The 15058-nt window shown below is 41.7% G+C and carries 16 protein-coding genes; 6 read left to right on the forward strand and 10 right to left on the reverse strand.

What is annotated here, in order from left to right; genetic code table 11:
• Positions 1–99: 99 nt before the first annotated feature.
• From ABMQ40_RS04380 to ABMQ40_RS04390, 3 genes are read left to right on the forward strand one after another with little or no spacing between them, the layout of a single operon-like run.
• Entirely contained in the window at positions 100–1005 is a 906-nt protein-coding gene (locus ABMQ40_RS04380) for a DMT family transporter (protein WP_370896933.1), read from the forward strand.
• A 56-nt stretch (positions 1006–1061) separates the two neighbouring features.
• Positions 1062–1628 (forward strand): hypothetical protein, encoded by a 567-nt coding sequence (locus tag ABMQ40_RS04385; protein WP_370896935.1) that lies wholly within the window; start codon positions 1062–1064, stop codon positions 1626–1628.
• A gap of 6 nt (positions 1629–1634) precedes the next feature.
• Positions 1635–3758, forward strand: a complete 2124-nt coding sequence (locus ABMQ40_RS04390; RefSeq protein WP_370896937.1) for a cation:proton antiporter — start codon at positions 1635–1637, stop codon at positions 3756–3758.
• A 99-nt stretch (positions 3759–3857) separates the two neighbouring features.
• On the opposite strand, the gene ABMQ40_RS04395 is transcribed toward ABMQ40_RS04390, so the two are convergent.
• The 3 genes from ABMQ40_RS04395 to ABMQ40_RS04405 are packed head-to-tail and all read right to left on the reverse strand — an operon-like array spanning position 3858 to position 5555.
• The gene (locus ABMQ40_RS04395) at positions 3858–4976 is read right to left on the reverse strand and encodes a 5-(carboxyamino)imidazole ribonucleotide synthase (protein ID WP_370896939.1); all 1119 of its coding nucleotides are present in this window, start codon (positions 4974–4976) and stop codon (positions 3858–3860) included.
• A gap of 29 nt (positions 4977–5005) precedes the next feature.
• Positions 5006–5170 carry a hypothetical protein gene (locus tag ABMQ40_RS04400; RefSeq protein WP_370896941.1) on the reverse strand — a complete coding sequence of 55 codons (165 nt, stop codon included), beginning with the start codon at positions 5168–5170 and terminating at the stop codon, positions 5006–5008.
• On the reverse strand, positions 5163–5555 hold the full coding sequence (locus ABMQ40_RS04405; RefSeq protein ID WP_370896943.1) for a DUF1543 domain-containing protein: 393 nt from the start codon (positions 5553–5555) through the stop codon (positions 5163–5165). Before ABMQ40_RS04405 ends, ABMQ40_RS04400 begins: the two co-directional genes overlap by 8 nt.
• A gap of 80 nt (positions 5556–5635) precedes the next feature.
• Here ABMQ40_RS04405 and ABMQ40_RS04410 point away from each other — a divergent pair, with 80 nt between their 5' ends.
• Positions 5636–6469, forward strand: a complete 834-nt coding sequence (locus ABMQ40_RS04410) for a sulfite exporter TauE/SafE family protein (protein WP_370896945.1) — start codon at positions 5636–5638, stop codon at positions 6467–6469.
• The gene (locus ABMQ40_RS04415) at positions 6466–6849 is read left to right on the forward strand and encodes a DUF1634 domain-containing protein (RefSeq protein WP_370896947.1); all 384 of its coding nucleotides are present in this window, start codon (positions 6466–6468) and stop codon (positions 6847–6849) included. Before ABMQ40_RS04410 ends, ABMQ40_RS04415 begins: the two co-directional genes overlap by 4 nt.
• Before the next feature lies 1 nt (position 6850).
• Here ABMQ40_RS04415 and gloA2 read toward each other — a convergent pair whose 3' ends face one another.
• A complete protein-coding gene (gene gloA2 / locus ABMQ40_RS04420) occupies positions 6851–7228 on the reverse strand; it encodes an SMU1112c/YaeR family gloxylase I-like metalloprotein (RefSeq protein WP_370896949.1) in 378 nt (125 codons plus the stop codon).
• Positions 7229–7231: 3 nt separating this feature from the next.
• Positions 7232–7672, reverse strand: a complete 441-nt coding sequence (locus ABMQ40_RS04425) for a nuclear transport factor 2 family protein (protein ID WP_370896951.1) — start codon at positions 7670–7672, stop codon at positions 7232–7234.
• 128 nt (positions 7673–7800) lie between these two features.
• Between ABMQ40_RS04425 and ABMQ40_RS04430 the strand changes: the two genes are divergently transcribed.
• Positions 7801–8883, forward strand: a complete 1083-nt coding sequence (locus ABMQ40_RS04430) for an endonuclease/exonuclease/phosphatase family protein (RefSeq protein WP_370896953.1) — start codon at positions 7801–7803, stop codon at positions 8881–8883.
• Between the two features lie 52 nt (positions 8884–8935).
• Here ABMQ40_RS04430 and ABMQ40_RS04435 read toward each other — a convergent pair whose 3' ends face one another.
• The 5 genes from ABMQ40_RS04435 to ABMQ40_RS04455 form a co-directional block, all read right to left on the reverse strand.
• Entirely contained in the window at positions 8936–9994 is a 1059-nt protein-coding gene (locus tag ABMQ40_RS04435; RefSeq protein ID WP_370896956.1) for a diphosphomevalonate decarboxylase, read from the reverse strand.
• 37 nt (positions 9995–10031) lie between these two features.
• Complete coding sequence (locus ABMQ40_RS04440; RefSeq protein ID WP_370896958.1) at positions 10032–11801, reverse strand: AMP-dependent synthetase/ligase; 1770 nt, start codon at positions 11799–11801, stop codon at positions 10032–10034.
• A complete protein-coding gene (locus ABMQ40_RS04445) occupies positions 11798–12811 on the reverse strand; it encodes an NAD-dependent epimerase/dehydratase family protein (RefSeq protein ID WP_370896960.1) in 1014 nt (337 codons plus the stop codon). Before ABMQ40_RS04445 ends, ABMQ40_RS04440 begins: the two co-directional genes overlap by 4 nt.
• Positions 12812–13034: 223 nt before the next feature.
• The gene (locus ABMQ40_RS04450) at positions 13035–14042 is read right to left on the reverse strand and encodes an MvdD family ATP-grasp ribosomal peptide maturase (RefSeq protein WP_370896962.1); all 1008 of its coding nucleotides are present in this window, start codon (positions 14040–14042) and stop codon (positions 13035–13037) included.
• Positions 14032–14991 (reverse strand): MvdC/MvdD family ATP grasp protein, encoded by a 960-nt coding sequence (locus ABMQ40_RS04455; RefSeq protein ID WP_370896964.1) that lies wholly within the window; start codon positions 14989–14991, stop codon positions 14032–14034. Before ABMQ40_RS04455 ends, ABMQ40_RS04450 begins: the two co-directional genes overlap by 11 nt.
• Positions 14992–15058: the final 67 nt, after the last annotated feature.

A 15058-nucleotide genomic window follows, 5' to 3' on the forward strand; every position in this document is an offset into this window, starting at 1 on the left:
AAAAAATACTTCTGGAAACAAAAAGTAAAATATCCTTTTTTTCCTGATCATTGGTTTAAAAATTGAATGCTGTTGCATATATACAATCACTTAAATAATTTGAAAGATTACAAGCTTAGTCTCGCGGTTTTTACGGTTGCTATTGTCTGGGGAACAACCTTTCTCTCGATCCGGGTCGCAGTTGAGACCATCCCGGCATGGTTTGTCGCAGGGATCCGCCAGTTTCTGGCTTCCCTTATCATGCTTTCCGTTCTCATGTACAGGAAGCAATTCAAATGGATCGGATGGAGAAATCTGGGATACCAGTTTACTTTTTCCCTCTTAATGCTGGTCATTGCCAACGGGATGACAACGGTAGCAGAAGAAACGGTAACCAGCAGTGTCACTTCCCTGATCAGTGCCTGCTCTCCGGTTCTTGTCTTTTTAGGCAGCGTGGCCATGGGATTGCAAAAGTTCAGCCTGCGGGCTCTCATAGGAGTTTCCCTGAGTTTCAGCGGAATCGTTTTCATATTCTGGGACGGTATAAAGGACCTGGCCAATCCCGCCTATGCTACAGGAATCCTTTTTCTGTTCATCTCAATTGCCGGCTGGGCATCAGGAACCATCTTTACCAAAAAGCTGAACATACAAAGTGAGAATATCTCTCTAAACCTGTTCTATCAGTTTGCATTTGCCGGAATTATACAGCTTGTTTTTGCCTTTTTATTTTCAGAGGACTACAATTTTGGCAACTGGAGCCTTAAGAGCGTTTCGGCAATGCTGTATCTGGCTGTTTTCGGGTCTGTGGCTGCTTTTTTTGCCTTTCATTATGCCCTTACAAAAGCTTCTCCCGTTCAGGTTTCCATATTAGCATATATCAATACAATCATTTCCATATTTTTAAGCTGGCTGATCCTCGATGAAAAAATTTCCGGGAAATTTATCATCGCCACCGTCTTAATTATCGTGGGTGTCTTTATCATAAACTATAACCGTGAAATGTTTAAAAAATACAGGATCTGGTAATATCTTCGTTCCTTATTGTTTTTTTTCCTTATATTGTTGTATCAATGTTTTAAAGTATGATTAAAAATATCTTTTTTATTATTGTTACCGCTTCTATTCTTTTAATCAGCTGTGATCAGAAAGAAAAGGAAAATGATCTGGCTTTAAGGGAACAGCAGCTCTTGGAAAAAGAAAAGCTGTTCGCCCAAAAAGAATCTGAATATCAAGCCCTTTTGAAAATGAGAGACAGCATTTTTGCCAGGAAAGATTCCGTAAAGACCATAGCATGGCCTGCAGGGATATCCGGCTCATGGAATGGCAAAGTGATCTGTACCGAATCTACCTGCAGTGACTATGTAGTGGGAGATCAGCGCACGGATATCTGGGAGTTTGACAGCGATTCCACCCAGCTGGTCACTAAGATCATCAATAACAATAATTTAGTTCGGCTTTATTCCGGAAAATTCGACAATAATGAAATCAGGCTTAATTTTAAAACCGATTCCACGGCCAAAAAGAACGTAGAGATGAATGTTCTCCTTAACGAGATTTCAGAAAATAAGATCAAAGGTACAAGAACCATTACGGTGGACAACAGCTGCACGGCCAGATTCTCCGTTGAATTAGTCCGTATCACAAAATAAAAACTTATGATTTTACTGAGTATCCATAATTTAAGTCTTCCTATAGAAGATCCGGTACTGAAGTTCCTGCTGGTGCTTATCATTATTCTTGCTGCCCCGCTTCTGCTGAACAAGATTAAAGTTCCGCACCTGCTGGGGCTTATCATTGCAGGAGCCGTAATCGGCCCTAACGGATTCAACATCCTGTCCAGGGACAGCAGCATTGTGGTGACAGGAACTACGGGACTTCTCTATATCATGTTTTTAGCGGGGCTTGAAATAGATATGGGCGACTTTAAAAAGAATAAATGGAAGAGCCTTACTTTTGGGATATATACCTTTACGGTTCCTTTTATACTGGGATATGTAGGAGGCTATTACCTCCTCAATTTCTCTATGCTTACCTCCATTCTTTTTGCCAGCCTTTTCTCATCCCATACGCTTATTTCCTATCCGTTGGTGAGTAAGCTGGGGATTTCAAAAAATTTGGCGGTAAATATTACGGTAGGCGGCACCATGATTACGGATATTTTAGCGCTTCTTGTTCTTGCCGTAATTGTGGGTATGTCTCAGGGAGATGTAGGTACCGCATTCTGGGTCAGGTTATCCGTTTCTTTCGTTATTTTCGGTCTTATCGTTTTGCTGGTATTCCCGGTCATCGGGCGATGGTTTTTCAAGAAAGTCAACGACAAGATTTCCCAGTATATTTTTGTATTGGTGATGATCTATCTGGCCGCGATGCTTGCGGAGCTGGCTGGCGTGGAAGCCATCATCGGGGCCTTTTTTGCCGGGTTGGCATTAAACAGGCTCATTCCCCATACTTCTTCTTTGATGAACCGCGTAGAGTTTGTGGGAAATGCCATCTTCATCCCCTTTTTCCTGATCAGTGTGGGCATGCTGATTGATTTTAAAGTGTTTTTTAAAAGCTGGGAAACCCTGGAAGTGGCAGGCATAATGCTGGCCGCATCTATCGGCGGAAAATATCTGTCTGCCGTTCTGACCCAGAAAACACTCAGACTGACTAAAGAGGAAGGAAAGCTTATTTTCGGATTAAGCTCCGCATCTGCCGCCGCAACACTGGCTTCAGTAATGGTTGGTTACAATATCATCCTCTCCGAAACGGAAACGGGAGAACCGATCCGATTGCTTAATGAGCATGTGCTGAACGGAAGCATATTGCTGATACTTATTTCCTGTACCATCTCATCTTTCGTCTCCATGGCCAGTGCCCAGAAAATTGCGGAGAGTGACAATGAGGATACCGTCTCCGGGAACAGCCATGAAGAAGAAAATATCCTTCTCGCCGTTAATTATGAAAAAACCGTTGAAAGAATGGTGAACCTGGGAATCCTGATAAAAGCCCACTCAAATACGGATAACATATTTGCCTTGAACGTCATCAATGAGGATAAAAATGAATCTTCTGTGAAAAATGCGGAAAAACTGTTACATCAGGCTGCAGACGCCGCCGCTTCCGCAGATGTGCAGCTGCAGGCTCTCAAAAGATATGACAATGATGTGGTGAACGGAGTAAACAATGTCATCAAGGAACAAAATATCACAGACCTCATTATCGGATTAGAGGATGAAAAAGGATTCTCCCCTTCATTTACCTATAATCTTTATAACGGCTACCTTCAGAATGATGATGTGAACGTGCTGGTGTATCATGCGGCCCAACCCCTCTCCACTATTAAAAAATATGCGGTAATGATTCCTGAAAACGCCCATAAGGAGGCAGGCTTCTTCCATGCGCTGCTAAGGGTCTGGAATATAGCAAGAAATTCAGGGGCCACCATGGTGTTCTATGCTCCCGAAAATATTTTAAATATCCTGCAGAGAATCATTAAAAAAGCCAATATAGAAGCTGAGTTCATCATCATGAATACCTGGCGGGACGGCGAAAAAACTGCCACCGAACTAAAAGAGGATGAGGCACTCATCATCCTGATGGCTAAAAAGGGAATGAGATCATACATACCTCAGATGAGGCTTATCCCCGAGCTTTTGAACAGGCACTTAATTGATAACAATTACCTCCTGATCTTCCCTTTTTCGGAATTTGACCGGAACAATCCTGAAAAACGCGCTGTAGGAAATCATGATGATTTTATGGAAATCGGAAATGTGATCAAGAAAATTTTCAAGTAAATAAAGATAAAGGCCGTTTCATAAGTTTATGAAACGGCCTTATATGTAGCTCTTATTCATTTCTGAAAGAAATATCCCTGACGGATTATCCTGGAGCGTTTAATGATCAGCTGCTATCACCCTTACCATTCCCTTCACTTTCACCAGCTTCTCCATCAGCTCCTCTCTTGAATCTGCCAGGACATTGATATGCCCCATCTTTCTTCCGGGTTTGGTTTCCGTTTTTCCATACAGGTGAACATAGGTCTTCGGTATTTTTAAAACTTCTTCCATCCCTTCATAAACTACTTTTCCGGCATATCCTTCTGCTCCTACAAGATTCAGCATTCCACTGTAGGTCAGGGTATCGGTATCCGCCAGAGGCAGGTTTTTGACCACCCGGTACATCTGCTCAAACTGTGAGTTGGCATTCCCTTCCTGGCTCTGATGTCCTGAATTGTGAAGTCTCGGGGCAGTCTCATTTACCCAGACTTTTCCTTCCTTATCCAGGAATAACTCAATGGCGAAAAGCCCCGGAGAATTTACTGCCCGTAAAAATTTTTCCGTGATCAGGTCTATTTGCCTCTGGATATCTTCGCTTAGCATGACCGGACAGATATTGAAATCCAGCAGGTTCAGCTTCGGATCGGCCACCATTTCCGTTACCGGAAACGTTTTTGTTTCGCCGGCTTCATTCCTGGCAACAATCACTGAAAGTTCTTTATCAATATCCACCAGGCTCTCGATTACAGAAGGCTCTTTCCATAAATGCTGATAATCTTCTTCGGTTCGGATCACCTGCACTCCTTTTCCATCATAGCCACCGGTATTCATTTTCTGAACAAAAGGCAGGGGCATCATGATCTTCTCTCCGCTGTCCCAAACCACCTGGAATTCAGGGCTTGGGATATCGTGGGCTTTATAGAATTCCTTCTGAAGGATTTTCTGCTGGATGGTTTTGATAATTCTGGAATTCGGCACCACTTTTATTCCCTGTTTTTCCAGCTCGGCCAGAGCATCCGCATTTACATGTTCAATTTCTATGGTTATTACATCTTTATCTTTCCCGAAATTCAAAACGGTTTCATAATCATTAAAATTTCCCTGGATAAAATGAGAGATGTTATGACAGGGGGCATCAGAGGCCGGGTCTAAAGTATAAAACTGATCATCATATTTCAAAGCAGTCTGTATCAGCATTCTTCCCAGCTGACCTCCTCCTAGGATTCCTATTTTCATTTTATTTATTTCTGTTAGATTATATATAGCTAAATTTTATCTATTTTCAAATATCCTAATCCCATTGGGTTTTCCTGATTTGGTGCATCAGATCTTTCCAGCCTTACAGAATATTTTTCTTTCATCCTGGGTGGCAGGATATCATTTACATTAAAAATATCATCGATATCAACACCGTGTTTGTCATCAAACATGGCTCACGGCTCCTTCAAAACCCATTGTTTTGTAAAACTCCGTGGCCTTGGCTCTCTTTATGATATCTCCCATTGATTTTCCTACCATCAGGTGCTGTTCATGAAATTCTTCAAAATATCCTTTCTTATATCCTCCCAGATTAATGAAGTACAGCTGGTTTTCTGAAATTTCTTCCGTCTTTTCCACTATTTTCACCTCATATCCGTCAGCAAACCTTACCTCCTGGTAGCAGTCGATATGGATCTTTCCTTCAGCTTCTTTCCAGAAATCCTTTATATCAGGAACCAGATCTCCAAGGTTCTCCGCGATCCCGAAGAATACGTCATGCTGCTCGATATGTCTTCCTTTGGGCGTAGCACCGAGAATAATATAAAATAACTTCATGCCCTTTTTTTTGCAAAAATACATCAAATTATCTTTTTTAAACGTTTGGCAAAGTACCACAATAGTTTTATATTTGTAGCATGTCAGAAATCATCATTCTCTTCCTTGGCGCAATCTCGGCCGGTCTTTTGGGATCACTTACGGGATTGGGAGGCGGAGTTATCATCATTCCTTTATTAACGCTAGGTTTCGGCGTTCCTATGCATTATGCTATTGGTGCTTCCTTAATTTCCGTAATAGGCACATCCTCCGGCGCAGCCGTAGCCTTTGTAAAAGAAGGTTTCACCAATATGAGGATCGGGATGTTCCTGGAGATTGCCACCACATCGGGTGCCATTATCGGGGCTCTGGTCTCCGGAATGCTGAATCCGAACACCATCGGGATTATATTTGCAAGCATCCTTCTTCTGACCGTAATTTTAAATCTTAAAGGAAAACCTGACCATCAGGAACCGCTGATCAAGGGAAGCCTTGAAGAAAAGCTCAAGCTATACGGAACTTTCCCTGACAAAGGAGGGATCATCAAGCGTTATGCTGCAAGAAATACCGTTCCCGGTTTTATGATGATGATGTTTGCCGGTGCAATGTCCGGGCTATTAGGAATAGGCTCCGGGGCTCTGAAGGTGCTGGCAATGGATAATATGATGAAACTACCTTTTAAAGTTTCCACTACTACAAGCAACTTTATGATTGGGGTTACGGCTGTAGCCAGCTCGCTGATCTATTTTCAGAGGGGTGAGATCATTCCTGTTATCGTAGCTCCGGTTTTAATCGGGGTGGTTGTGGGAAGTTTCATAGGTTCTAAGACATTAATGATATCCAAGACAAAAAAGCTGAAGACTTTCTTTGCCATTGTCATTACCATTTTGTCTGTATATATGATGTATAACGGTATAAATCAAAGCTTCAGATGAGAAAGAACTTTACAGATCTGGACCTGAACCGTTCCGTGGGAAATCTTCTGCGGCTTGGCGTTATTCTGTCTGTTGCAACCTCTCTGGTAGGCTTTGTAAAGCTTTTCCTTGAAGGCTATAAAATGCCTAAAGAATATAAGTTCTTTCAGATAGGAAACTCTTCGGAGAAGGTATGGGGACATTTCTGGAACTCTTTGTGCAAGGGTGAAGGGATGGCCATCATCCAGCTTGGCATCCTTCTGCTGATTTTTACTCCCTTAATGAGGATTATTTTCGCCCTGATCGGCTACCTGAAGGAGAAAGACTACGTCTATGTAATCATTTCTTCAATTGTTTTAGCCATTATGGCGGTAAGCTTTTTCACAGGCTACGCTCACTAGACTACATTTCATAAAACTCCAACGGAAGCTGATCCGGGTCCTGGGTAAAGAAAAATTCTTTTCCCGTAAATTCATCTATCCGTATCTCTTCGCACTCCAGTCCTTTTGCTACCAGCTCACGCCTTTTTTCACTGATATTTTCAACGGAAAACGCTAAATGCCGCAGGCCGCAGGCTTCAGGATGTGAAGGCCTTTGCGGAGGATCCGGAAATGAGAACAGCTCTATCACATAATGATCACCGATAGCCAGGTCCAGCTTATAGGATTGTCTTTCTTCACGGTATACCTCGCGGATGATATTCAGTCCCAGGATCCCGGTATAGAATTTTTTTGAAACTTCATAATCTGAGCAGATAATGGCAATATGATGGATCTTCATTCTTTATTTTTTACAGTTTTCCTTTCTTCTTGTATCAATCAGATACTGGATTTTCCAGGCATCATTTTGTTTTACCAGCTGGAAGCTGTTGGCCCCGCAGTGTGAAAAGTTTCCCTTGAAATAGAACTGGTAAGGGGTAAAAACGCTAGCCAGGTTTCCGTCTGTATGAATAGCTTCAATAGTGATCCTTTCATCCAGGTCACCTTTGGCATATCCGGAGATTGAAGAGATAAAGCCTTTGATATCTTCATTTTTTATGTTTCCGGTGCCGGTAATGGTCTGAAGGATCGCAGTTTCAGTAAAAGCAGATTTCAGCAGCTCCGGGTCAGCATCTTTCATAGCCGTGAATAGTGTACGGACCGTTTTTTCGATTTCGGGGTCCCGGGCTTCCTGAGCAAAGCAAAAACCGCTCAACAGCATGGTGACAGCAATTATTTTATTCATATCCTGTGAAAATCTATTGAATAAAAATAGAAAAAATGATTGAAATATCAATTATTGAATGAAGTTTACAGCGGTTTAATTTGGTTTTTTACAGAATTAGATTATTTTTATCCGTCTATTTTTGGAATATGTGGAATACTTATCTGTTTTTAACCTTATTGTTACTGCTTCTGACACTGCTTCCCAAAATTCAGAACCCGCATTGGATATTCAGGGTCCCTGAATTTGGCAAGATACAGATCACTTTTTTTATACTGTTTACTTTTATCTATGGTTTTATGGCTGATTCTTCAGAGAATTTCTGGTATTTCCAGGGTCTCCTGATGGTCATGTTTGTATATCACAGCGTTACCCTGATCCAATATACTCCGCTTTATCCGGTAAAAAGAAATCAACAGCCTTATCAGCCTTCACAGAAGCTTCATTTTATTTCAGCCAATGTGTACCAGTTTAATAAGGGACATGACAGGTTTATTGATCTTATCCGGAAATATCAGCCGGATTTTTTCCTGACCATGGAAAGTAATACCGACTGGGAGAAAGCACTCAGAACGCTGGAAAAAGATTATCCCTATCAACATAAAGTAACACTGGAAAACACATACGGAATGCATTTTTATTCCAGAATAGAAATCGAAGATTCCAAAACACATTTTTTTGTTGCAGACGATATTCCGAGCATTGAAGCTCATTTAAAGACCAGGGATGGCTTCTCTTTTGTGTTTTTCGGGGTCCATCCTCCGCCACCAAGCCCTACGGAAGAAGAAACATCAAAAGAAAGGGATGGTGATCTTCTCAGTACGGCGAAACGGGTAAAAGACATCCGGAAACCTGTCATCGTGGTGGGTGATTTCAATAATGTTGCCTGGTCAAGATCATCCATTCTTTTCAGGAAGGTCAGCCACTTGATAGATCCCAGGATCGGTTATGCGTTTGTTTCCACCTTCCATGCCAGATACCGGCTGCTCAGATTTCCCATTGACCTGATGTTCCATAGTGAAGAAATCTTCATCAGAGTTCTTAGGACCTTAGAAAATTTCGGTTCAGACCATCTTCCGGTATACTGCGAGTTTTTTATTGATCATCACAATGATGAGCAGAAAGATAAAGTAGAAGGAGCCACTGCTGAAGAGAAGGCGGAGGCCGAAGAAATGATCCGGGATGGAAAGGAGGAAGACGGAGGCAGGGATGCTGTAGCCACAGAAAACTGATTGATCCGTACAGGTCTGAAAGAGCGGACAAATCCGCTCTTCAAGCTGCTTTTTAAAACTTCATGATATCTTTTACCACTCCGCTTTTCTGGGTATGCTGTAATAGTGCAGATTCAATGAAAGCCTTGATCTTTTCTACTGAGCCGTCCTCCGGGAACAGAAGATGAACATTGGCCCCGGCATCCAGTGTAAAGAATAAAGGCAGATCGGTTTCTTTTCTGAAATCCCAGATCTTATTGATCACCTCTAACGTTCCGGTCTTCATCAGAATAAAAGCCGGATCGCTCATCATCATCATCGCATGCAGGGTAAGTGCCTCATGTTCTACCAGTTTAATAAAGCTATCGAGATCCCCGGTTTTCAGGATATTTTTCATCGGGACGAAGTTTTCTTTTGCTTCCCGGAATCTTCTTTCTGCATAAGGATTGGTTTTCATCAGCCCGTGTCCTACCGTTGAAGAAACACTTTTCTGGCCTTCATGGATCAGCAGGACCCAGTCATTGAAGCTTTTAAAAACCTCATGAATTTCAGTGTCAGGATATTGTACCGCGAATATATCCGAGCTTCCGGGAACTACGTCAGTTTCTCCCCAAACTACAAGACCATTGTATAGGCTTCTGCAGGCGCTTCCACTGCCTAATCTGGCCAGGAACGAAGCTTTTCTCAGGGATTCGTCTTCTGATGCTTTACCTGAAAAAACCTCATCCAGTCTCATCAGGCATTTTGCAATGGCCCCGAACCCTGAAGCCGAGCTGGCAATCCCCGAGCTGTGCGGGAAGGTATTCTCTGTCCGGATGTTGTATTTCCCTTTCAGAATCCATGGCAGGTATTGCTCTATATTTCTGAAATATTTTTCAATTTTTTCAGCAAACTTCTTTTCTTCATTTCCTGATAAAAAGGTCTGCACAGAAAATGGCTCACCGGCCAGGAACTCCATTGTCGTATTGGTTTTACAATGGTTTAAGGTATAGCTGATGCTCGGGTTGGCAGGAATCTGGTTCTCATATTTCCCCCAATATTTGATTAAGGCTATATTAGACGGGCAACTCTCAGAAACCGTCTGTGTATTGATGGTAAATTCTTTTTTTCCTAGAAATTCTTGTGTTGTCATAGCTTATTTAAAGGACAAAAACCTTTTCAGGCTTTTATTAATACATTTTCTCGATAATGTCTGCGTATTTTTTCAGCACCACGTTTCTTTTCACCTTCAAGGTAGGGGTTATCTCCCCGGTATTGATTTCAAATTCAGCAGGCAGCAGGGTAAATTTTTTCACTTTTTCAAAATCGGCCAGATGGCTTTGCAGCTCATTGATTTTATCTTTGTAGAAATGAATGACCTTCTCGTTTTTCACCATATCTTCATGACTTGTCACCGGAATATTATTTTTCCTGGCAAAATCATGTAAGAATTCAAAATCAGGGACGATCAAAGCGGAAACGAATTGCCTTCCTTCGGCTATCAGCACGATCTGCTGGATAAAGTTGTTATTGGTAAGAAGGTTTTCAATCTGTTGCGGGGCTATATATTTTCCGTTGGAGGTTTTCATCAGGTCTTTGATCCTGTCTGTAATGATCAGGTTGCCTTTATCATCAAATCTCCCGGCGTCACCAGTCCTGAACCAGCCGTCTTCTGTAAATACTTCTCTTGTTTCTTCCGGCTTGTTGTAATATCCTTTCATGATCCCGTTTCCTTTTGCCTGGATCTCATCATTTTCACCAATGCGGATTTCCACTCCCGGCAAAGGCCTGCCACTGGTACCATGTTCAAAATGGGTCAATGGAAAAAGTGTTAAGGTAGCTGTAGTTTCCGTCAGTCCATAGCCTACTGTTATATGGATACCTACGGATTCAAAGAATCTTGTGACTTCAGGAGATACGGAGGCTCCGCCACATGGCAGAAACCACAGCCTTCCACCCATTCTTTCTTTAATTTTACTGAAAACAAGCATATCTGCAACTGTTTCTTTCAATCTAAGTCCGAAAGGTATCGCATGATCATTCCTTCTCAGCTCTGCTGTCTGCTCCCCTACCGCTAAGGCCCGGTGAAAGATCTTCTTCCTGAATGAAGAGCCTTCTTCTACTTTTTCCAATACTCCTGCATATACCTTCTGGAAGAATCTCGGTACCGCACACATCATGGTGGGCTTCACTTCCTCCAGCGTTTTGGCTATATGCTTCGGATCTTCCAGGAAATAAACCCTGGCTCCGCCATACAGGCAAAGCAGGCTCCAGCTTCTTTCAAAGACATGGCTCAAAGGTAAAAATGCCAGCGACAGCTCTTCTTCAAAATTCTTAAACTTAAAAAACTCAAAATGGGCATCGAAGGCTTTGATGAAATTACCATGGGTAAGCATTACCCCTTTTGGTGTTCCTGTGGTTCCGGAAGTATAGATCAATGTAGCCATATCATCATATTCCTTTCCGCAGATCTCAAATTTCGGGGAAGCTTTGGCGATAAAATCTTCGAGATAAAAACTATTGAACTCCTTTTTGATCCAGACCGACTTTTTGGAAACAATAATGGTCTGAAGCTCATTATCCGTTTTATGCAAAAGCTCCAAGCAGGCATCATATTGCGCCTGGTTTCCGACAAGGATTATTTTTGAGCCTGAATCTTTTATAATGTATTCTGCCTGCTCGGCATTGTTGGTTGAATAGATGGGAACGGTGATCGCACCGGCAGACAGAGAAGCCAGGTCAAAGGTCATCCATTCGGAGGAATTATCCGAGTAGATGGCTACTTTGTCATTTTCCCGGATTCCGGCATTTCTGAGGGCATTGGCGGTTTTAAAAATGATCTCGCTGAATTTTTTCCAGCTCAGCTCTTTCCAGGATTCATCTTTCTTTTTAAAGCCAATGGCTGATTTTATAGGGTGCTTTTGTACGTTTTTTATGATAATTGCCTCTGCAAGGTTCATTTCTTCAGCTTTTTGTCGTTAATATAGTTATTGAGATGGAAGTCTACGCTTTTCTCAACAGGAATAAACTGATAATCTAATTTTTCCCTTATTTTTTTATTGGAAATGGTGTTAAATGACGATACAGATTCAATATTTGATTTCGTTATAATCCTTAGCTTGGGAATGAGCCATCCAAGAAGGAAATTGGCTATCCTTCCCAGGTTAAGCTGCTTTTCAGTAAGCACTCTGGGTTCTTTTAAGCCCAGCTTTTTTCTGATCTGTCCTCCGATCTCGGCATATCTTTTCTTCTCTGAAACAGCGATAAAGCGTTCTCCGAAAATATTCCTTTCCATCAGCTCTACAGCAATTCCAGCCACATCTCTTGCATCCACATAGGCAGAACCTCCTGAAAAGGTAAAGCCGTTATTTTCAAAGATCGGAAATATCTGCCCGCTGCTTTGATTCCAGCCTCCGCTTCCGATGATCATTCCGGGATTTACGATCACCACATTGAGTCCCTCTGCCGAAGCCCTCCAGACCTCCATCTCCGCCATATGTTTGGAAATAGCATAGGCGGAATGTTCCACTTTTGGATTGAAATCTGATTCTTCATCCAGCTCACCCTGTTCATTGAAGCCGTCCAGGACGGCAACGGTACTGATATACAGAAATTTTTCAACCCCGGAATTTTCGCAGGCATATAACAGATTGGCCGTACCTTTGGCATTCGTGTGGTACATTTCTTTATCATCTTTCGGATCGAAGCCTACTTTAGCAGCACAATGATATACTTCATCAACGCCTTTCAATGCCTCCTGAAGTGAGCTGATATCATCAAAATCCACATCTATCCACTCTATTTTACTGAAATATTCATCAGGATTTTCCGTATAAAACCGGTATGAACTTTTTACATCATCCAGATTACTTGCAGATCTTTTGGAAGCACGAACGCTTTTTCCTCTTTTAAGAAGTTCCAAGGCCACTACTCTGCCTAAAATTCCGGTTGCCCCTGTTACAAAAACCATTAATTATTTTTTTCCTGGTTGCCGCTAAATTAAAACAATATCATCAATCAGACAATTCTTCATTTTATTCAAAAAACAAAAGAAAAGCCTTTTGCAAATTTGCAATTTTTCAAGCACAATCCAATTGGAATTGATCAATATTATCAAATTTCCAATCTGGTATATTGACAACAAAAACCTTTCCGAACGAAAGGTTTTCCAAAATAATTGAAACTTTATGTTTCTAGGCCAGAATCATATTGTTTCTCCGCGGCGCTTTATCACACAGGATATCAGCAATACTTTTAGAGATAAGGTGCCCTTCGGTAAGATTATCCAGCCAGAAAAATTCTCCGGCAGCATTGATCTCTATGAAATAATATTCGTCTTCGGGAGAAACAATGAGGTCTATGGCGCCATAATCCACGTTGTAAACATCGAGAAGTTCAAACAGCTTTCCGTTTATATCTCCGGGCAATTCTGTACGAACCCATTTGTCAATGAGGTTTACCCCATCTTTCCGCCAGTCTATCTTTGCATCTTCGGATTGCTGTGAGTCTATTTCAAATGCGTAAATATCCCGCCCCACGATAGTAACCCTAAGCTCTTTTTTCTTTTCAATTCTGGTCTGGAACTGCATCGGGCAATAAAGCAGGGAATCCAGATCATTCAGTTTTTCCTCATCAATAACATTAGTGAAAACCACATTTTCAACACCATCTTCATAGATGGCAAAACCGGTCTGCATTTTACCGATCACATTTTTATGCTTGAGGATAAATTGTCTGGCTTCTCCGGGATTATTGGTGATACAGGTCTCTGGGATCCTGAGCCCTATCTTATCTGCGATTTTCAGCTGCTCTTCCTTGCTGTCCAATCTTCTGTAAACACTCGGCTTGCCAAGGGCGTAAGCATCTATCGATTCCAGAAAGCCAAAAAGTGTATTACGGATCTCTCCCATTGCTGCTCCATAAAATTTGGGATCCATTTCTTCTTTTAGCCCGTTACCAATGTTATAAGCTCTTCTGTACCATACCGCGGCAATATCTTCCAGGCGGTATTTCGCTTCGGAGGTTTCGAGGATGCTTATCCACTTCCCGTCCTGGAAAACCGTGGTCAGTTTATTCTGCAGGGGATACAGATCTACGTCGAAGCGGATGACCTCACACCCATTCTTTTCTATATATTCGGTTACTTTCTCGATGGAAAAATTATCTGCTGTATGAGTAATGATTAAAATTTTATTGTTCATTGGTTTGTATTCTTTTTATAAGATTATCGGCAATTCTTTCAGCAATGGGAAAGCCCAGCTCCTTCTGCAGCATTCCCCATTCTCCCTGCGGGTTGACCTCCAAAAAATAGTAATTTCCGTCTTTTCCTCTGATCATATCAATAGCTCCGGCATAAAGCCCCATTTCCTGCATCATTGAGGACAGGCCTGTCTTAATGTCTCCGGGCAATTCATATTCTGACCAGAAATAGTTTTCCCTGGCCATGCGCCAGTCCGCATTCTCACTGTTATTGATCTTTCCGGTAAAAAATTCTCCGTCTATATAAACGATCCTTAATTCATATTCCTTATCAATATAAGGCTGGAAGATCATCGGGCAGTAAGCGATATCAGAAATATGCTCTAAAGTATCTTCGTCTATCACCGTTGTCGAGAGCATATTTTCGCCGTCCATGGATTTGGCGATCACGCCGTGAAGCTTGGCTATGGCTTTTCCGTTACAATGTTCATAAAAAAATGATGTGATTTTTTCTTCATCGTTTGAAAAAATTGTTTTCGGAATGATCAGGTTATTCTTCTGAGCCGTTCTCAGCTGATACATCTTATTCCCGTCCACTTTCCTTTCTGCTTCATAGGGATTCACCCACGGCAAATTCTCCAAAGCAGTGATGAGATTATAACGCAGGCTTCCATATTCATTCAGAAAAATTTTTTCGTACTGCTCATCAAGTTCTTCAGGAACATTTATTTTCCAGGCTTTCCGGTGCCACACACCCTTTATCTGTGTAGAGCAGATCCTGTTTCCGGATTCATCCGTGAGTTGAAATGAGCTTTCATTAACACTGATTTTCTGAAGATGGTTCAGATGATCGGAATTCAGTCTGAAATAAGGGATGTTTTTAGACCGGAGGTAAGCAAAGAAGATATCAATATTGTAAAAGTCTTTAGAATGTGTGATACAAAGAATCATTTGCCATTTTATTAAAAAAGGAAACTTATAAGTCTAAGTTTCCTTTTGATATGATTTTGTTAATATG

The organism is Chryseobacterium gossypii (genome assembly GCF_041361455.1).
Taxonomy (GTDB): domain Bacteria; phylum Bacteroidota; class Bacteroidia; order Flavobacteriales; family Weeksellaceae; genus Chryseobacterium; species Chryseobacterium gossypii.